The 21,166-nt window shown below is 47.2% G+C and carries 11 protein-coding genes and 1 rRNA gene; 9 read left to right on the forward strand and 3 right to left on the reverse strand.

Annotation, left to right across the window (positions count from 1 at the left end):
* The first annotated feature begins 14 nt into the window (after nt 1–14).
* The 8 genes from OGY71_RS23060 (at nt 15) to OGY71_RS23095 (ending at nt 16,086) form a co-directional block, all read left to right on the forward strand.
* Entirely contained in the window at nt 15–1,991 is a 1,977-nt protein-coding gene (locus tag OGY71_RS23060) for an ATP-dependent nuclease (protein WP_286613760.1), read from the forward strand.
* 154 nt (nt 1,992–2,145) lie between these two features.
* Nucleotides 2,146–2,763 carry a DUF6088 family protein gene (locus OGY71_RS23065; RefSeq protein WP_286613762.1) on the forward strand — a complete coding sequence of 206 codons (618 nt, stop codon included), beginning with the start codon at nt 2,146–2,148 and terminating at the stop codon, nt 2,761–2,763.
* On the forward strand, nt 2,763–3,830 hold the full coding sequence (locus OGY71_RS23070) for a nucleotidyl transferase AbiEii/AbiGii toxin family protein (protein WP_286613766.1): 1,068 nt from the start codon (nt 2,763–2,765) through the stop codon (nt 3,828–3,830). The genes OGY71_RS23065 and OGY71_RS23070 overlap by 1 nt, the downstream gene beginning before the upstream one ends.
* 182 nt (nt 3,831–4,012) lie before the next feature.
* The gene (locus OGY71_RS23075; RefSeq protein ID WP_286613768.1) at nt 4,013–6,340 is read left to right on the forward strand and encodes a tellurite resistance TerB family protein; all 2,328 of its coding nucleotides are present in this window, start codon (nt 4,013–4,015) and stop codon (nt 6,338–6,340) included.
* A 3-nt stretch (nt 6,341–6,343) separates the two neighbouring features.
* On the forward strand, nt 6,344–7,660 hold the full coding sequence (locus OGY71_RS23080) for an ATP-binding protein (protein WP_286613769.1): 1,317 nt from the start codon (nt 6,344–6,346) through the stop codon (nt 7,658–7,660).
* Nucleotides 7,657–9,852 carry a DEAD/DEAH box helicase gene (locus OGY71_RS23085; RefSeq protein ID WP_286613771.1) on the forward strand — a complete coding sequence of 732 codons (2,196 nt, stop codon included), beginning with the start codon at nt 7,657–7,659 and terminating at the stop codon, nt 9,850–9,852. The genes OGY71_RS23080 and OGY71_RS23085 overlap by 4 nt, the downstream gene beginning before the upstream one ends.
* Before the next feature lie 128 nt (nt 9,853–9,980).
* Nucleotides 9,981–13,946, forward strand: a complete 3,966-nt coding sequence (locus OGY71_RS23090) for a hypothetical protein (protein WP_286613774.1) — start codon at nt 9,981–9,983, stop codon at nt 13,944–13,946.
* Nucleotides 13,939–16,086, forward strand: a complete 2,148-nt coding sequence (locus OGY71_RS23095) for a hypothetical protein (RefSeq protein ID WP_286613776.1) — start codon at nt 13,939–13,941, stop codon at nt 16,084–16,086. Before OGY71_RS23090 ends, OGY71_RS23095 begins: the two co-directional genes overlap by 8 nt.
* A gap of 379 nt (nt 16,087–16,465) precedes the next feature.
* Here the strand turns inward: OGY71_RS23095 and OGY71_RS23100 are convergent, their stop codons facing one another.
* Complete coding sequence (locus tag OGY71_RS23100) at nt 16,466–16,849, reverse strand: helix-turn-helix transcriptional regulator (protein WP_003830676.1); 384 nt, start codon at nt 16,847–16,849, stop codon at nt 16,466–16,468.
* Nucleotides 16,850–16,898: 49 nt separating this feature from the next.
* Here OGY71_RS23100 and OGY71_RS23105 point away from each other — a divergent pair, with 49 nt between their 5' ends.
* Nucleotides 16,899–18,581 carry a fatty acid--CoA ligase gene (locus OGY71_RS23105; protein WP_458411069.1) on the forward strand — a complete coding sequence of 561 codons (1,683 nt, stop codon included), beginning with the start codon at nt 16,899–16,901 and terminating at the stop codon, nt 18,579–18,581.
* A gap of 290 nt (nt 18,582–18,871) precedes the next feature.
* On the opposite strand, the gene OGY71_RS23115 is transcribed toward OGY71_RS23105, so the two are convergent.
* Together OGY71_RS23115 and rrf are read right to left on the reverse strand one after the other, a co-directional pair.
* On the reverse strand, nt 18,872–20,593 hold the full coding sequence (locus OGY71_RS23115; RefSeq protein ID WP_286613790.1) for a SulP family inorganic anion transporter: 1,722 nt from the start codon (nt 20,591–20,593) through the stop codon (nt 18,872–18,874).
* 500 nt (nt 20,594–21,093) lie between these two features.
* Nucleotides 21,094–21,166: ribosomal RNA gene (gene rrf, locus OGY71_RS23340) — 5S ribosomal RNA — on the reverse strand; the annotation flags it as partial.

Consider the following 21,166-nt stretch of genomic DNA (forward strand, 5'->3'; position numbering starts at 1 on the left):
TAATCCCGGAGTAAATGATGTCTGTAGAAAACCGTTCAAAGCTGCTTCGTATGACCATCCGCAACATTGGATGTATAGGAAATGAAGGTGTCGATATTGCGCTTGATAATATTGTTTGTCTGGTAGGAAAAAATAATGCCGGTAAGTCTACTGTTCTCAGAGCCTATGAATTAGCCAAAGGAAGCGTATCATTCGATCCCGCGCATGACCGACACCAACACGCTCAACCGGAACAACCTTCTGAAGTGCTTCTCGAAGTGCATATTCCCCGAGGTATTGGCAACGTTGATGACAGATGGAAACAGGAAAGAGATGGATTTCTTGTTGTAAAAAGCCGCTGGCAATGGTGCGCACCTGATTTTCAGAAAGTCCGTACTACATGGGATCCCACCGGAGGCGATGGACAACAGGGCTGCTGGGCCGAGGATGGCAAAGCAGGCGGTGCCGATCCGGTATTTGGTTCCCGGCTTCCCAGACCGCTACGGATTGGCTCGCTTGAAGATGCGGCAAAAACGGAAGAACTGTTACTTAAACTTGCCCTGTCTCCCCTGTTCACGGAAATGGAAAAAGCCCGGAGTAATCCAGAATCCGATCTGGCAAAAGCGATTGAAAGTGTTTCCTCCAGTATGAACGCCCTCAGCGAGCAACATCAGGAACATTTCAATGGTATTGCGGGTAAGGTCTCGACGGGATTCAAAAGCATTTTTCCCCGACTGGATGTTAGCCTTAACGTGTGTGCGGCACCGCTTGTTCCCAAAGTTGACGAACTTATTAAAAATGGTTCGAGTTTAAGAATTTCGGATGGAAGAGCTGATACCGATTTGGCTCAGCAGGGAACCGGGGCTCGCCGAGCATTATTCTGGGCAATGCTTCAGGTTCATAATGAGCTTAATCGCGATAAAGAAGTGCGGAGTGACTATCGCAAACGTGTCGAAAAAGACATAAACGATCTAACCAAAAAGGTGGCGAAACCACCGAGAGGAAGTAACCCAGAACAGCTATCACAAGAGCTGGCTCAGGCCAGAGCATTACTCGAAGCACATGATAGCGGCGCTCCAATCCCGGACAGCCCGGAAGATCCTGCCTTTCCCGGCTACCTGCTATTAATTGATGAACCAGAAAACGCTTTGCACCCTATGGCAGCCCGAGCGGCTCAGCGCCATTTATACCAACTGGCAAAAAATCCCGACTGGCAGGTCATTCTGACCACCCATTCGCCTTATTTTATCAATCCGTTTGAAGACCACACTACCATTGTGCGTTTAGATCGGGAAAGAGATGACGACCAGTCTCCGGTAACGCCGAGAACCTATCGTTCAGATCTGATTGAATTTGAAGGCGATGATAAACAGCGGCTTCAGGCATTACAGCACATCGATCCCAGCTTTTCTGAGGTCTTTTTTGGTTCACACCCTGTACTGGTTGAAGGCGATACGGAACATGCTGCGTTTATGGCATCCATCATAGAGCGCAATCATGCGCTGATGGATCAGGTCGCTATCATTCGCGCTCGGGGAAAAGCCATACTGGTGCCGCTGATAAAAGTACTTACGCATTTCAAAATTGATTTCAGTCTGGTGCATGACGCCGATTCACCGCAGAAATCAAACGGTACCAGAAATGGTATGTGGACAGAAAACGAAAAAATCAAAAATACTATCCGACAGGCCAGAAATGAAGGGATTACGGTTCGCCACCGCGTCAGTGTGCCTGATTTCGAACGTTTTTTGGGCGAAGACGAAGCATCGAAAGATAAACCACTGAATGCTTATCTGCAAATTACTCAGGACGAAGGCCTGGCTGCTGGTGTTCAGGACTTATTGACTGCTCTCCTGACCTCCGAACAGCTTTCTCCTTTTGAGACAGTCATAGATACCGATCACTACATGCAACAGTTGCTGGAGCAGGTTACCAGTTGGGCAGAGCTGCACGGTAAACAAGACGACCCCAGATTCAGACGCAATGCGGAACCACTAAACGCTGAGGTTTGATACAGAAACCGACAGGGTCATACTTCATATCGACCCTGTCATTAAATATTTTAATGTAGACTAATTTTTGCTGACATCAATACGCTTGTATACCTTGATAGATATGGTCTAAAATAAAATCACATAGGTATTAAACGTCAGTACAGGAGAATCAATGTCTGTTGCCGCTCTGGCCCGCCAGCGGGTTCATCGCATGAAGCGTGGCATCCCCTTTTCCATCAGCGGATTTTATTCGCTGGGAAGCCGTGCGTCGGTACAACAGGCAATGAGTCGTCTGGTCAAAGAAGGCCTGCTGGTCCGGATTGAACGCGGTTTTTACTCCCGGCCAAAACCATTGAAAAATCTTCCATCCGTAAACGTTGTCGCCAGCGCCAATGCCGTTGCCGCAGCATGGGCAAAAGAGCGCGGTTACAAAATCACCCTTCAGGGACTGGAAGCCGCTTACCGGTTAGGGCTGCAAACGCAGGCGCCGGTTAAACGCATCTACTGGTCAAACGGCCCTACGCGAGAGTTCCGTGTCGGCAATGAGTTGATCCGGATCCAGCATAAATCAGCAAGTAGGTTACGTTGGCTGAACCGGCCTGAAGGAGAGCTGATGCGCGGTTTGCTGAGTCTGGATCAGCAACATACCCCACCGGAAACGCTAAAGAATGCTTTTCATCGGCTGAGCATCCCGCCCGCTAAAGCGCGACAGATTGCCGGAAAGTTAATGAATGAGCCTGCGCTTCACGCGTGGCGCTCACAGCTGATAACGTTGCAAAAGGCGCTCTGATGGACATTTTTGATTACTACCGGAGCGCATCACAACGTCGCGAGCTTCAGGAAATCCTCTCTTACGCGGCGCAGCAGCATCCCTCCGGGCTGGGAGCCAGCTTTCTGGAAAAGGATCTTTGGGTAACAGAGATTCTGCGGCTGCTTTTTAATGAGGATCTGCTGGGAGATTTATCTGTCGCGTTTAAAGGTGGAACAGCGTTAAGCAAATGCTGGAACGTGATTGAGCGTTTTTCTGAAGATATCGATCTTTCTGTTCACTGGGCCGATCTGGCAGGTCACTCAGAAGAGGAAGAACAGCAGGCGTGGGAGCAAAGCACGCTAAATAACAGCCAGAATCGCCGGTTCAGAGAGCAGCAGCAAGAGCGCTTAACAGAATGGACAAACGCGCTGGCAGAACGGTTAAACCAACGCTTTCAGGCTTATGAAATTCCGGGCCTTGAAGCAAAAATGGAACCCGACAGCGGTGGCGAAAAAGTCGATATCTATTTCCCACGGGTGAAAGAAGACAGTATGGCCTATCAGCGCGATCATATTCTGTTGGAATTTGGCGGACGAAATCGTGGCAAGCCAACCGATCTGATGCCTGTTGTAAGCTATCTGTCCGGGATCGCAGGCATGGATACACTCCAGTTACCCACCGCGACCGTAAACGCTTATGACACCGGTTATATTCTTTGGGAAAAGCTGACAGCGCTGCACCAGTTCTGCACGCAAACCAAAGCGCCAAATCCGGCCCGACTGGCACGCCACTGGTATGATGTGGATTGTCTGCTGAGTAATCATTTTTCCAGCCCCTATGAAACGCTGGAAGCCATGCGCAATGTGGTCGAGATGAAGCAACGTCGCTGGTCTGTGCCGGGTGTGGACTTTACTCAGGTGATTGTCGGAAACTTGCAACTGTTGCCTGACGATGCAGAACGGTTCGCCGCGATCGCCGGGGATCATCAAACGGCAGTAGAAGGGGGAATGTTCTTTCGTGAGCCTGACGGATTTGCTGATATTGCTGACCGCCTTCACCATGCTCAGGATAATATCAATCGTTTTATGTGTGGTTCATCGATATAAATTATTCCTGCTAATTGATCCCTCAGCCATATGACATAAGCCTTTTGAATAATATGGTTTTATGCTTGTACTCCAGCCCATTCGCGGTATCATTTTACGATCTCTCTTCCAGTTTTATGCTTACCGCCTTTGCCGATAGTTGAACAATGCCGGGAAGCGTTATCAGCAATTAAGGGCACGGAATGGGCTTCTGGATATTTGTTATTATGCTGGCGGTTATCTGGCTTCTGTTTTCCAAAAAGAAAAAATCGCTGCCCCCCAATATAAACAGCAAAATCATCACCAAAACAAATTACTCATCCCGACAAGAATCTCTCAATAAGCCAGACAGCAGCGTGACAAATATGCATTCTCAGGCATCCGATGATGACGAACTGGCAACCTTTAGCTTTGTTAATGGTCAGGCAGTGGAATACAGCACCAGCCGCCAGCCCTCGCGAGAAAGCGCCGCCCGGCGCAATACTACGCCAGCGCGATGGGTCAAACCGGGAGAAAGCATCACCATCCAAAACGTCGTCATTAATCACGGTCATTTTTATTTCGGCGGACGATTAAAAACACATTCATCAGGGGAATATGGCTATCTTTATAACGATGGTTCCGACGCTTCTCTGGTTAATGACTCTTTATCCATTGAGCCTGGTTCACGCCACTATTATGATGAATCGCTGGGATATTGGCCCACCTTTGCCACACTCTCCCCTCGCTGCCGTGGTGCCTATCTTGACTGGCTGGCAAGCGATCGCAGCGATGCGAGTTGCCCTGTTGGCTATGTTTTTATCTATTTTTATGGTCTTGAACGCCGCGTACTGGCAGATGGCACACAAGAATCCATTTCTGACAATGAATTCAAAGCATTATTTGAAGAGATATCGCGCCTGAGAACCGTATTTCAGGCAAGCGGTTCCTTCCGGCATTATGCAACGCAGTTGCTGGAAATGATGATCATTCTCAGACCAAAGCTGCTATCTATGCACAGCGAAAACGAGTATTTTTCGTCGAGGAGTTCATTACTGTTCAGATTAAATCTGGCGACGGTGGTCGATAAAGGACAACCTGTTTGTGCCGATCTGGCACTGGCATGGATACACTATTTTCCTGATTACACCCTGCGTACGCCTGCCCGTCGATGTCATGCTGAATTTTCCGCGTTATTCAAACAGCGTTATACCCAAAAATACGGTGACGGTATTGTCGTCAAACCCAATAAAACACGGTTGCATCTAAGCTATACCCCCGCCAGTGGTACGCTTCGGGAACTTCAGGTAAAAAAACAGATGGATCTTCCCGATCCCAGCGTTTTAAAAGCCCCAGTTCAGAAATTAATTTCTGTTGCAGAATCCTGTATCAACGCACTGGATGCCTACAGTCGCTATCTCGGTAAAAAAGATGCCTCAGCAAGCGATGTCGCCGCCATCATGCTGCTTCCCGATGAAATACTGACCGAAGACGCAGAACACCTGTTTGCTGAATTTAAACATTGGGCAGATGATAAAATCCGTGACTATTCAGGACTGGCGACAGTAGCTGATTTCTGGGCCAGACTGGGTATGCCTGTACCGGATAAGATTAATAAGAAAGAAGCCGAGCTGATGCAAAATTTCGCCAGGCGAGCAGGCTACGGCATTGCGCCGGATATGCGCTATCACCTTGTCCGGCCAGAACCAGAAGGACATATTGTTTTATTTCCCGAAGGACATGCGGAATTCTACGTACCGTCGGCGGAATTTACATCAGTCTCTGTGGCGCTTCGGCTGGGCGCCATGATTGCACAAATGGACAAGCGTGTGGACGTTGCTGAACAGGCCACGCTGGAAAAAACCATTGATCACAATGATGCGTTGTCGCCAACAGAAAAACGTTCGCTGCACGCCTACCTCACCTGGCGGCTCAATACGCCTGCAAATCAGGCCGGCCTGAAAGGTAAAATTGAGCAACTCAGTGATAAAGATAAATCCACTATTGGCAACGTGATTATCAGCGTCGCCTGCGCAGACGGAAAAATCGATCCGGCTGAAATTAAGCAACTGGAAAAAATCTACGCCAGCCTTGGTCTGGATTGTAGTTCCGTCACCAGCGATATCCACCGTCTGTCAACCGCAGAAACAACGCCGACAGCTACGTTACAAACTCCATCAGCGACGAGCAGCGCGTTTTCTCTTGATGAACGGATCCTTGCCCGTCATGAGTCTGATACCACGGACGTACGCCAGTTACTGAACACCATATTCACCGAAGATGAACCCGCAGATGAATCCCCGGCGGAGATCCCGCCACACGCTGGCGCAGGTCTTGATGAAGCACATCACCAGCTTTACCAACGTTTGCTGGAAAAAGAGCGCTGGGCGCGAAACGAAGTCGCTGAGCTATGCCAGCAATTTAATTTGATGCTAAGCGGCGCGATTGAGGCAATTAATGACTGGTCTTTCGAACAGGTTGACGCCCCGGTGCTTGATGATGACGATGATATTTACGTTGACCTGGAAATTGCACAAGAACTCAAAGGATAATTTATGTCTGGCATTCGTATTCGTCTCAAAGAAAGAGACGCCATTATTCAGTCACTGAAGTCAGGCGTTACGCCTAAAATTGGCATTCAGCATATTCAGGTTGGTCGGGTCAACGAGATAAAAGCGCTGTATCAGGATATTGAGCGTATCGCCGATGGCGGTGCTGGATTCCGGCTGGTTATCGGGGAATACGGTTCCGGTAAGACATTCTTTTTAAGCGTTGTGCGCTCAATCGCACTAGAGAAAAAGCTGGTGACAATCAGTGCCGATTTATCCCCGGACAGGCGTATCCACGCGACGGGTGGACAGGCGCGTAACCTCTATTCTGAGCTAATGAAAAATCTGTCCACGCGCAATAAGCCGGACGGAAATGCATTATTAAGCGTGGTTGAGCGCTTTATTACGGAAGCCAGAAAAGAAGCAGAAAGTAGAAATGTGCCGGTTCCGACGATTATTCACCAAAAGCTCGCTGACCTGTCTGATATGGTTGGCGGTTACGATTTCGCCAAAGTCATTGAATGTTACTGGCAGGGCCACGAGCAGGATAATGAGACATTGAAATCAAATGCCATCCGCTGGCTAAGAGGTGAATACTCCACGAAAACCGACGCCCGTAACGATCTGGGTGTGCGCACCATTATTTCTGATGCCTCTTTCTACGATTCGCTAAAGCTGATGAGCCTGTTTGTCCGTCAGGCTGGATACGCGGGTCTGTTGGTGAATCTGGATGAGATGGTCAATCTGTACAAACTGAGCAATACGCAGGCCAGGGTTGCGAACTATGAACAGATACTGCGTATTCTGAATGATTGTCTGCAAGGAACGGCTGAGTATATTGGCTTTTTACTTGGCGGTACGCCAGAGTTCCTGTTCGATCCGCGCAAGGGGCTATACAGCTACGAAGCGCTCCAGTCACGACTGGCGGAAAACAGCTTCGCCCAGCGTGCCGGGGTGATTGATTATTCGTCCCCTTCCCTGCATTTAGCCAGCCTGACGCCGGAAGAGCTCTATATTCTGTTGAAAAACCTTCGTCACGTTTATTCCGGCGGCGATGCGGATAAGTATCTGGTTCCTGATGATGCGCTGACGGCATTTTTACGCCACTGTAGCAACACTATTGGCGATGCCTATTTCCGTACGCCACGAAACACGATTAAAGCCTTCCTGGATATGCTGGCCGTGCTGGAACAAAACCCGTCCATTCAGTGGTCGCAGTTAATTGCCGGTGTTGCGATCGCGGAAGAAAAACCCAGCGATATGGATGAAATAACGTCGGCAGAAGATACTGACGAGGACGGTCTGGCTGATTTCCGATTATGACGAACGAATACCAGCGGCTGGATCCACGGATACAGAAGTGGATATACCGGCAGGGATGGGCCGATCTCCGGGAACTGCAAAAAAAAGCCGTTCCACCGATATTAGCGGGCGATCGGGATGTTCTGATCAGCGCCGCAACTGCCGCGGGTAAAACAGAAGCTTTTTTCCTGCCCGCCTGTTCTGCCATTGCGGATATTCAGGGCGGTTTTGGCATTTTATACATTAGCCCACTTAAGGCCCTGATTAACGATCAGTATAGACGGCTGGAAAGCCTCGGCGATACGCTGGAGATGCCGGTCACGCCCTGGCATGGCGACGTTGCGCAGAGCAAAAAACTAAAAGCGAAGAAAAACCCTGCCGGTATTCTGCTTATTACCCCGGAGTCGCTGGAAGCGATGCTGATCCGCAACGCGGGATGGTTAAAGGAGGCTTTCACTCCACTGGCGTATATCGCCATTGATGAATTCCACGCCTTCATCAGTTCTGAGCGGGGTATGCAGCTTCTCTCTCTGTTAAATCGAGTCGATCACCTGCTGGGAAGAATCGACAATCCAGTTCCTCGGGTCGCACTCAGCGCAACGCTGGGAGAACTGGAGCGAGTACCGTTATCTCTGCGGCCAAATCAACGTCTGCCCTGCGACATTATTACTGATAGTCAGACTCACGCCACGCTAAAAGTGCAGGTGAAAGGTTATCTGGAACCGCTGACCACCTCGGGCCAGCAACCGCCGCCGTCGGCAGAGACGCAAATCTGCCATGATATCTTTCGCCTCTGTCGCGGTGATTCCCATCTGGTGTTCGCTAACAGTCGCAAACGGACCGAAAGCATTGCCGCTACGCTTAGCGATCTGAGTGAAGCGAGCATCGTTCCCAATGAGTTCTTCCCCCATCACGGCTCGCTGTCCAGAGATCTGCGTGAAACGCTGGAACAGCGACTTCAACAAGGCAACTTACCTACCACTGCCATCTGTACGATGACGTTAGAGCTTGGCATCGACATCGGTAAAGTCAGCTCCGTCGTGCAGGTTACCGCCCCCCATTCCGTAGCCAGCCTGCGCCAGCGTATGGGGCGTTCCGGTCGGCGCGACTCGCCTGCCGTATTGAGAATGCTGATTGCCGAACATGAACTGACGCCAACATCAGGTATTGTCGACCAGCTCAGGCTTCAGCTCGTTCAGTCGCTGGCCATGATCCGCTTACTTATCGGCAGCAAATGGTTTGAGCCAGCCGATACCCGGCAGATGCACTATTCCACCCTGTTCCATCAGATTCTGGCGATCGTGGCGCAGTGGGGAGGGGTACGTGCCGATCAGATCTGGTCACAGCTATGCCAGCAAGGGCCATTTCAGAAAGTCAAAATCGATGACTTCAAAACGTTATTGAAGCATATGGGGGAGCACCAGTTTCTGACCCAGCTATCAAGCGGCGAACTGGTTCTGGGCGTTGAGGGCGAACGTCAGGTAAATCAATACACCTTCTATGCCGTGTTCAGCACACCGGAAGAGTTTCGTATTGTAGCAGGGAGCAAAACACTGGGCTCTATCCCCGTTGATTCCCCCCTGATGCCTGACCAACATATTATTTTCGGCGGTCGACGCTGGAAGGTCACCGATATCGATAGTGATAAAAAAGTCATCTATGTCGAGGCGACAAAGGGTGGGCAGCCGCCGTTATTTGGCGGACAAGGGATGTCCATTCATGATGTCGTCCGCCAGGAAATGCTCACTATTTATCGGGAAGGCGACTACCGCATCACCATTGGCGATCGCAAAGCCGATTTTGCCGATACCACGGCCAGAAACCTGTTTGATGAAGGGCTACACTGTTTTCGCAACAATAATCTGGCTTCGGAATGCTTTATTCAGCAGGGGCAGCATGTCTACATTCTTCCCTGGCTGGGCGATCAAACCGTAAACACGCTGTCAGCATTACTTATCCAACGCGGTTTCAAGGCGGGCTCATTTGCTGGTGTGGTTGAAGTGGAAAAAACCACGGTAGCGGAAGTTAAGCAGACGTTAGCCAGCGCACTTCAGGAAGGGCTACCTTCCGAATCCCGTCTTGCCGAAAGCGTCATTGAAAAGTGCCTCGAAAAATATGATGAGTATTTACCGGAGGCGTTGCTGACGCAGGAATATGGGTTACGTGCTTTTGATGTTGAGCGCGTGGAGGAGTGGTTGCAGGGGCATTTGTAGGCGAGCAAAACCAATACTCACTGACAAAATCAACGAACGATAAATGAATCAAAAAGCAACTGATAATAAGACCGGGATATTCGACTAAACGCACTGGCCCCCAGAACATAAGGACAAGGTAAAATACAATGTCAAAAAGAGAAATTTTACGGTTGCCTGATGCTATTCATCAGGAAATTACGAAAGCAAGGAGCAATGCAGGTAAGTTCTATGCTTTTAGCGAATCCGAAACTCCATTATTAATTCAGTCGCAAGATGGTACATCCAGCGGAAAAACCTATAGCGTTTTTTATCAATACATACAAAGTATAAATTCCGCAACGTTACCCGGAAATGGGCATCGTAACCTGGTTTTCATCACCCCTTTAAAATCGCAAATTGACATTCCCTCAGAACTTGTCGAGTTGGCCAGCTCGAAGCAAATCCTGATACTCCCCTATCTCTCGTTACGCGATGTTGCGGACTTAAGTTTTACCACTTGGGTGAAACAAACGGATGGAGACGAAAAAGATAACCAGCAACGTTATCTCGACTGGATACACACTGGCTGTAGCATACTGAAAGACAAGACTCAGTTGGTTTTTGAACGCCTGAGATCCGATATACAGGCGAGAGCTACACTTGAACTACGGCTTAAAGCGGAAGTAAGAGCTGGAGCCACAGACGAACAGGTAAAAATAGAAGAAGAATTACTCACCAGCGGCTATAAGCTCACAGGACGCCTACAAGAAGCGGCCATCACATTACTTAATACCCTCAATACCGATTTCGAAACACTGCTGGAGAGAGCTGGCCAAGAAAAACTCGCTGGTTTAGCAGTAGAAATGGTGAAACATCTTTTCCCATTTCATATAGCACTGTACAGGCGATGTATTCTGTTAGCGACAACTAAAAAATTTGACGGTAGCGTACTCCTTCTGAAACGAGATAATGAAGGAATTTATCATAAAAGCAGCCAGTCACTTGATCATGTTCTTGGGCAAAAAAAACACCAAGATAAAAATCCTCTGGAAGAATTAACCTCAGTTACACCGGGAAAACGTCTTGAAAAATTAAAACAGGAGTACTGGGTTCATGATAGCGACTCGCCTTATGCACAGCGAGATATTCGGTTTACTTTAGTACTTGATGAAGAGCACGAAGCCTACAAAATTTTCCAACAAACAGTATGCAAGATATTACTTAATGACGATCTGCAATTACCATCAATTCTTGCAACATTACATCGCGTTCTCGAGTATATAGACGAGTGCAGAGGGAATGAGCGAGCACCTGGGTATGAGCCATTAGATGAGTATGTTTGTGAAATAAATAACGCACTATTGCGGTGTGATTTACGCCCCGGTTTTGATCTAAAAAAAATGACTCAATTGTTTAGCAATAATATGCTTGATGTCGTTGTTGATAGCCGGAATACAGAACAAGTGATTGCGCTTATAGGTAATGTTTTCAGCTATCAAATCCAACGCTTCTACAGAGAAGACGATCTTCGCCACATACGGCTTCGTAGCCACGGACGACAATCCTATACGGAAATTTACGTAAGCGCCGAGGACGATGAAGATGCTGGAAATGATTTTAGTCTCTATGAATTATACCAAACAATCACCGCAATCCTTGCAGCTTCAGCAAAGCTTAAAAATCCATCGCGGGTACAGCAAATGCTGTCGCAACAAGATCAAGCTAACCAAAACAATCCATTATCATTATTTATAGGTAAAGCACAGCAAATTAAGGGGGAAGCTTCATATCTTTTATCAGGAAGCTCAACGGACGAACAATTAATTGATGATTTTTTTACTTACTTTCAACCTAAGACGCTTTTTTCATTAGCTCCTCGGGAAAAGGTTATTATTGAATCTGGCCAACTAAAGGGTTGGGTTTTACTCAAATTCCGTATGGAACTTATCAAGGAACTTCCTGAAGTCGCTCTGCTTCGTGTTCTGTATCAAACACATAATACGGTGATCCTGCTATCAGCTACAGCAGGCTTTCCTGGTACTTACAATGGGCAATATAGCCGCCCCTTTCTTGCCGACTATGCACACCATCTCGGCTACCAGATTAAGTGCAGAGATGTGAAGTCTGCCGCTCCGTTAGCAACTATCCGTAAATTAAGAAACATTCATCGTCCCGTTAATATTGAAATATTCGACGATCAAAAAAGTGAGCTTTCTCCATTAATTAATGACCCCATATTCAAAAAAGTGCTAAAGATATGGGAAGGTCATCTCGAACACTATTTAACGTATATACAACGTCATCGCTATCGTAAACGCGAATTTCATCGCGAGCTACAAGCAATGCTCCTCGCAGCCTATACCAGTCGGCATACTTTGTGTATTGGCCTCAGCGCTCGCTTTTCTACAATCTTAGGTAAATTTCTGCAAGCGACACTCAATAGCTCTACTCCTCTGAATGGGCTGAAAATTTTAGACACTGATAATCGGCGTGGAAATGATACACCTCGTGTATTTGAAGTAAAACCTTTCGACAACCTGCATACCCTACGAGTCGTTATGTTCGACTCAAAACTTAACCGTGAGGATCCCGTCCGGGACTATTTGCGTATTGATCAGCCTAATTTGACTATTTTTATGATTTCACATTTCAAAGGGGCAGGAACTGGGCTCAACTACTACATTGCCTACCCAGAAACGGATGCTGGAGGACAATCGCTAGAAGTTGATTTTGATGAACTTTCGATGGTATGTGATAGCTTCTGGAGTCAGGTTAACGCCGCAGGCACACGCAACACACTGGAAAACTATGTAACATTGCTTAAGCACTACACTCACGGAAGTATGCTTCGTCGCGCAAATGACTTTGAAACCGACCTAGTAGATTCAGATGCAGCACGAATGCTTGATGATGAACATATAGTAGAACTTCATAAAGTGGCCATGCAGACCATTGGCCGGACTGAACGTCGCGATGCAAAAATGCAGGGGACTATCAGGTTACCTTCTGGCGTACATTTGAATGCGATACGCGTCTTCCGCGATCTAGCGCGGTATCCCGATGCCAGATCTCTGCTCGCATCACTCAGCCTCCATAACAATCATTGGTTTGAAAAAGCACGACACGATTTAGAAAAAGCCAGTTTTAATACGGATGAACAGCGTGTTGATTTCGAACAGCGCGTGTTAAATGCCAACGCAATGTATAAAGATTTTGAAATCGAGTTTGTCGAAGTAATTTTAAAAAACGCCAGAGCCGGAGACAAAAATGCCATCCAGCTTAACGAAGACTTACGCCATTCTGATAGTTTTCAAAACCCTCAAAAATATATCAACCGATTAAAACGCAATCCTATAATTAAAAACAGTAATTATATGAAATTATGCATTGGAAATTTCTTCCTAGAGCGCACCACCGATTTGGAAAATATTATTTTAGCAAGAACAATGCAATCAGATGGCCTTACAGATATTTCTGCGGGTAGTTCACCTTATGAGCCTGAACACTATTTACCCCAATATCATGAGGGTATGAGTGAAGAATGTGGTGACCTCGAAAAACGCGTATTTCCAAGACTCTTGAGATTAGAATCCGAGCCATTAAAGAGGTTTATTCCTATCCCAGCATTAATTCCATTGCTTATTGGAAATATTGGAGAGTGGCAATTTCATCAAGCGTTAAAAGCGGCAGGAATAAAACCCTTAGCACCTGAACAGATAATTTTACAGTTAGGTAGCGAGTGCTATGAATTGTTTGATGTCTACTTAATCAAAAAAGATCATTTATTTGCTATAGACGTTAAAAACTGGATGATGGGAAAGAATAACCGTGATATTTCGAAAAAATTGCACACAAGTGCTTTAAACAAAGTAGAAATATTAAATAAGATTGTCAGCGCTAGCACTTCTCTGAATAAAGTTTCTGCTGTCTACCTTAATACGCGGCATGGACTCAACTGCCTAAATGATCGCGCGGAGAAATTTAAATCCACACAAATCTTTTACTTTAACCTTTTGAAAGTTGTTTCTTATTATGAAAAAGATATTAGTTCAAGTCGGTACGAATCAAAAATAACTAGAAAGATACTAATTAATCGTACACTTATGAATATGTTAGGATATGAAAATGAGTGAAATAATGGAATTAAATCAACCCAGAAATGCAGTTATAACAATGTCCTCTGAATGGGATATTCACCCTTCTCCCTATGCACCGCTTGCCAGAACACAATTGTTCGATATTGCTGAACAAGTAGAGAGTGTATTGGAAAAAGTTCTTAAGTTACCTTCATCGGATGGATGGGGTATCGATGTAGCATATATTAGAAAACCTAAACCACTTGAAGTTAGCTATGATGAATACATCAGCGGGGTTCATCGAGACATTAATAAACTCTTAAGCGAAAAATTACATTTAGACACCCCTAAAAAATTACGCTATCACTCTTTTTCATTGAAAGATTACCATCTAGCTTTATTTATCACCCCCAATCCAAGACCTTACAGTCAATGGGCTACTGAAATAATAAAGTTAGGTTTTGATCACTATAGAATAGCCCAAGAAGTTATTGCGCTACATCTTAAGTTAATACTACTAAAGAACGCCGCCCAATATTTCTCTTTATCGCCAATTTCTTATAATAGTGATTTATATTTTTCAGCAAGCTTACAAAACGATAAGCCAAACAAAAACAATGAATATTATATCGATGCTTTGAAATTTTCCATTTTTTATTCCAAGTATAATGATCTAACATTTGAACTGAAGGCTGTTTGCTTTCGAGCGCAACCAGAAGCATCTGGGATTAATACAGATCTTGGCCGATTTCTCATCAATGAGAACAAAAATATTGACCTTATAGAAACAGTAAATGCTAAGCAATTTGGCAATCTGCCTTATATGCGCTTTGCAAACAAGCCCTACTCTGGATGCCAAAACCACGCAGAAAACCTAATACAAAAATTAATCACTGAAATTCTGGCTTCAGCAAATATTGCATTTACTCCGCGTATTTTTCAAGCATCTCATCGCCAATTAAAATTTTTAGAAACACCACATACTGCGCTTCACCGTCCTCTTATTATCATTGATAATCTAAAAAACGATGAAGATGAAAAAGCACACCAAAATTATCTACATTACCTCCAGCAAGAATTAAATGCGGAATCTGTAGTTAATGCTCAGGATATAAATCATCTTGATAATGATAAAAATTATTTAGTTCTCAATAGCTCACAAAAGGAAAATGGTTCAAGTATTACATTAGAAATCATGGATGATGACGGTGAGGTTAGAAATAATAGTTTCAACACAACCTGGCAGGTTCTCGACCTTGCTAAACAGGGTAAACATGAACAACTGGATTATTACTCGAAGCTTAAAGTCAACTTAATATTAGATTTTAATAAAAATTATCAACAAGTCATTCAAGGATGTAATGTTGACTCAATACTACGCTCCCAAAAAGATCCTGAAACAGGAATTACTCGAAAAATATTAAAAAAAATAGAACCGTCCAAGTTAGCAATGCTCCGCAGCGAACTTTGGCTCAAAGAAGCAATACGAGGATTGGGTAAGATATCGGGACTCCAAATAGCTGATGGCTATTTTACGTTAGTAGCAATCCGTTGTCCGTGGGAAAAACGGCGTAAACAAAAAGCCTTCTACGCTGCAGTTACTCCCATAGAAATTAAAAATGGCACACTAACGATCCAAATGCCTAAGCTGTATGAACGGGAACAGGAATTACGCCACACCGTCTCTGGTATGACGCAGGCATGTATAGAGCAAATCAGAGACAACGATTTTTTTCTTATCGATCATCAACGTAATGTTGTCCTGTGGCGCTATAACACAAGCAGAGTTCCACGCTTAATAGGTGCAGCAGATCGCTGTTCTCTACAGGTAGCGGAGTTCAATAAAGGTGTGTTAAATAAGCGAGGCGCAGCTGATGAGACGTGCTTTCCTTACTACCTGACTCCCAAACCAAAAGGCCATCGTCAAAATCAGTATCAGCAACTGTTTATTGAAGATAATGGCTATAGTGCAAATTTGTTCTGTACTCGGAGCAATCAGCCAAATCGGAGCATGGATAAAGCGGTACTAGTATATAATCTGATGGCAAAAGATTTTGAAGGGCATTCCATAGAAGTCATGGCAGAGCCTGCTACAGAATTATTGTTGCGTACTTTTACTTATGACCTAGTACGCCACCATGAAGTCAGCCAAAGTTCTCTACTAGAAAAGATCGCACGAATGATGCTGCACAATTAAGGTTGTGTAATCAGGAGCAAAACCTTCCAACATAAATTTTATTTACTCGGTTTAGGTTGGATGGTTTTGTCCTGAGGAATATAAATGCAAAGAATTAACATACTGACTGTATGGATTCACAAAACTTAATTGACAATTTCGTATATCCAGCACTGTGTGAACTTCATGACGTTTTTCGTAGCCCTGATTCCACACATAACAAAATCCAATTCTCTAAATAACGTTTTTTTCGTGATAAGAATCACAAAAACAAAGCGATTTTTTATGGGGGCCTTCGTGGGGGCGCAGCTTCCGAGGAATACCAATAAAACCAATAACAAACAGTGTGTTAATCGTGGATATGATTCCGAGTCCGGCACCACTATTTAAAAGAACCCGCCTATGGCGGGTTTTTTGCTTTCTGGGCTCCGCGAGATTTCTTATCTTTCTGACCACAGCAACTCCTACCCCACCTCATCACGACACTTAAACCTTCACTGGAACCACCATAGTACGGCAAAAAATATAGCGGTATCAGACACACCTCTTTTTCTGGCGTGCTTAACCGTAGGCCAGATTTGAGTAATTTATCTGAACAACCTTGGGCACAATACTGTTGCGGGAGCGCCAGGTCGCGCCGCATTTCATTGATAAGCTCGCTGAAAGTCGCACCACCCTCTTCCAGATGGCGTTGCAGGGTACGCACATTCATCCCCAGGGGCTGGAGTTGGTGCGCCGCCTCGACATCTGAAGCAAACGCCAGGGAGTAAATACCAACCTTCATCTACAATTGCCATCATACCGAGCAAATAATGAGTCAACGAGGAACCTGGATGGTGAAAACAAGAGTCATACAGTCAGCGCAGGGAGCCCATGCCTATCCGCTGCTGATCAAGAGCTTGCTGCTGTCGGGTGGGCGTTCTCATCCCGAGCGAGAAATCGTCTACGCCGACAAGTTGCGTTACGACTATCGCACCCTCAAACAGCGTATCCATCGCCTGGCAAACATGCTGACAGCGGCCGGTGTCATGCCTGGAGACACCGTCGCCCTCTTAGATTGGGACAGCCATCGCGCCCTCGAGTGCTTCTTTGCGGTGCCTATGATTGGTGCCGTGCTACACACGGTGAACGTCCGCTTCTCGGCGGACCAAATCGCTTACACCATGAATCATGCCGAGGACAACCTGGTACTGGTGCACGACGACTTCTTGCCGGTTGTCGAGTCACTGGCAGAGACGCTAACCACTGTCCGGGGATACATCCAGCTTAGCGACGAAGAATCGAAGGCAACCAGCCTGCCGGTGCTGGGGGAATATGAGACCCTTCAGGCCGCAGCGGGAGATCGCTTTGACTTCCCCGACTTCGATGAAAACTCGGTAGCGACCTTGTTCTACACCACTGGAACCACGGGCAATCCCAAGGGGGTCTACTTCAGCCATCGTCAGCTGGTCCTGCACACGCTCAATGAACTGGGCCTCCTGGCAGCCCACGAGGGACAGTCGCTGCTACGATCGAACGATGTCTACATGCCGATCACTCCTATGTTTCACGTGCACGCCTGGGGCGCTCCCTATGTCGCAACAATGCTGGGTGTGAAGCAGGTATACCCCGGTCGTTACGAACCCAACAAGCTGGTGCGGTTCTATCGCGATGAGGGTGTAACCTTCTCGCACTGTGTGCCAACCATTTTGCAGATGATCCTTGAGTGCGACGAAGCCACACAGACCGACCTGTCGGGATGGAAGATGTTGCTGGGTGGCAGTTCACCGTCCCTTGGACTGGCAACACAGGCCCACCATAAGGGCATACGCATTCACGCCGGCTATGGCATGTCTGAGACCTGTCCCCTGCTCTGTATGACCCACTTAAGCGATGCCGAGCTGGCCCCTCCCATGGATGAGCAGCTACCCCTGCGGATTCGGACCGGCCTGCCTGTTCCGTTGGTGGATCTGCGTATCGTCGATGGCGAAGGTCGGGAGGTAGTGCACGACGGCGAAGCCCTGGGTGAAATAGTGGTGCGAGCCCCTTGGTTGACTCAGGGCTATCTGAAGGAACCCGAGAAAGGGGCTGAGCTATGGAATGGCAGTTGGCTGCATACCGGTGACATTGCCTCTATCGATCCCCATGGGATAGTGGAAATCAAGGATCGCATCAAAGACGTAATCAAGACGGGCGGTGAGTGGATAAGCACGCTGGAGCTGGAGAGCCTCATCAGCTCACACGCGGCGGTCAGGTCGGTAGCCGTCGTCGGGATACCTGATGAACAGTGGGGCGAACGCCCCCCTGGCTCTGGTGGTTTGCAAGGAAGGGGAGGACCTGGAGCCGCAGGCCATAGCGGCACATCTACAAGGATTTGTCGACCGCGGCCACATAACCAAATGGGCGATCCCACGACAGATAAGGATAGTCCCGGAAATTCCCAAAACCAGCGTCGGCAAGATCAACAAGCGCTTGATCCGCGAGCTCGAAGCCAGCAATGGGAAGGAAAGCATTTAAGCGATTTGTCGCATTCATAGCGTAAGGTTAACAACAGTCACGCTGTCTATATTTCAGGTAGCATGTCGGTATCAATGCTCTGCCGGGGATCTCACCGTCCCCGCGCGGATGCTGATCGCCCTTTAGCAAATGGGTGCCTGGGCATGTTCATCGCCACAGGCACCTCGGGCCCGGCGTTATGTTGATTCGGCAAAATCAGTTTACGGGCTGATTTCCTTGCTTTGTGGGTTCCGGTCAATGTCAGGTCCTGCTGGACGAGAAATCCGTCCCCAGCCCTTCCATCCAGCCTGATCACTTACCTAAATCTGCATTATTCAACAACGCCAGATTCATCCTCACTCATGCTTTCTTTGCTTTGAATGAACCGGAGCGCCAAATAAAGGTCTGGTGCCAGAATCATGTCGTCGTCTTTCATTGTCGGTCGACTCTCCTTAAACCAGCGTGTTAACTCCGTTTTCCGGCCCGCAAGAATTAACTTAATCTGCCGCCCCTTCAGATCCCGTTTTAACTCATTAATGGTTGCCAGAACGCTGATATCTGAATAGGTAAAGCAAGAAACGGCGTCAATGACCACCCATTTAGGTTGTAGTACTGCACCATCGACTAAATTCAAAACGCGGCGCTTAAAATAAGCCACATTAAAATAGGTCAGCGGTGAGTTAAATCGGTACATCAACACGCCAGGGATCATTTTCACATCAGTTGAATTACCTAATGAGTGAATCATCCCATTTTCGTCAATTCCCAATAAGTGTTCAGTGGGACGAAAAACTGTGCGCAGGAACTGCAACAGACCCAGCAATACCGCAAGGCCAATCCCCTGAATAACACCAATAATCAGAACACAGCCAAAGGTGAAGAACGCCAGGCGAAATGCGGGTTTATTTCTTCGCCTCAGGTTCCAGAGTCCGCGTAAATCAATTAATGACCACGATGCATAAATTAGAACAATGCCTAATGCAGATACCGGAATAAATTGTAATGGCTGCGTGAAAAATACCACCACGATTCCGATGATTAAGGCAGCAACAACGGAAACAAGCTGGCTTTTCCCTCCAGAGGAATCATTTACCGCAGTCCGGGAATCGGCTCCGCTAATCGCAAACCCCTGAGATAAGCCAGACATCAGATTCGCAACACCCAAAGCCCTGAACTCAGCATCAGCATTTATTTCGTATCCATTTTTCGCGGCAAAACTGCGAGCGGTTAGCATCAGGCTAACAAAACTGACTAATGCCAGGTTCAGCGCAGGGATCAATAAATCACGCGCCAGACCAGGCTGAAATGAGCCCCAGTGAACAACTGGCAAACCAGACTGGAAGCCCGATCCCCCAATAGTGGCAATACCATACTGCTGCGCAGATGAGATCCATACCAGCGCCGTTGTTATCACAATCGCAATCAACGGTGCTGGCCATTGGCTACGAAACGTCTTGATAGCTATTAAAATCGCTAACGTTAGGATGGCGATCCCTAAGGTTAATAAATGAATTTCTGAGAGTCGACCAGGCAGGGCAATGATCTTCTCAATCACTTGCTCTTCATCAAGCGTAATCCCCAACACCTTACCGAGTTGCCCGACAATAATCGTCACGGCAACGCCGTTAAGCAGACCCGTTAGAATGGGATGAGAAAGCAGGTCAGCAAGCGCCCCCAGGCGAAATTTACTGGCAAGCAGGCACCATCCCCCCATCATCACAGTCATGACAATTGTTAACTGCCAGTGAAGTTCTGGGTTTCCGGCAGAAAGAGGAACTACAACGGCTGCAATTACCGCGCAGGTCGTGGCATCAGGACCAACAATCAATTGGCGGGAAGAACCAAACAGCGCATAAGCTAGCATTGGCAACACGCAGGAATATAACCCGACGATAGCCCCGACTCCCGCTAACTCAGCGTAAGCAATCGCAACCGGTAGTGCTACGGCAGCAACGGATAACCCGGCTTTAACATCATGTTTTAGCCAGCTTTTATCGTACGCTAATAAATTTTTTAGCCCCGGCATGTAGTTTAATACCATTTTTCCGAACACTTTATTCTCCGGATAGACCCTTACTAATAGATAAAGGTACACGTAACTGTCGCAGGCGATCCTGATATTTTCGGGAGGTAATACAGAAAATTCAGATTGGGGGTTTACCGCATATGCCGCAGGAAGGCTTGTGTTATGGAGGTTTTGGATATTGCTTTGCACCCGATGGTGCTGCGATGTGCCTGATGCGCTGCGCTTATCAGGCCTACAAAATACATTCAGCCCAGCCCCTGCAGGCCGGATAAGGCGGCACGCCGCATCCGGCGGTTTTCATCCCGCACAGACGCAAAAAAGCCCATCCGGCAGGATGGGCTTCTTCACTTTAATTGATGCCTGGCAGTTTATGGCGGGCGTCCTGCCCGCCACCCTCCGGGCCGTTGCTGCGCAACGTTCAAATCCGCTCCCGGCGGATTTGTCCTCCTCAGGAGAGCGCTCACCGACAGACAACAGATAAAACAAAAGGCCCAGTCTTTCGACTGAGCCTTTCGCTTTTATTTGATGCCTGGCAGTTCCCTACTCTCGCATGGGGAGACCCCACACTACCATCGGCGCTACGGCGTTTCACTTCTGAGT

It is taken from the genome of Citrobacter sp. Cpo109 (assembly GCF_030332565.1).
Lineage (GTDB): Bacteria > Pseudomonadota > Gammaproteobacteria > Enterobacterales > Enterobacteriaceae > Citrobacter > Citrobacter portucalensis.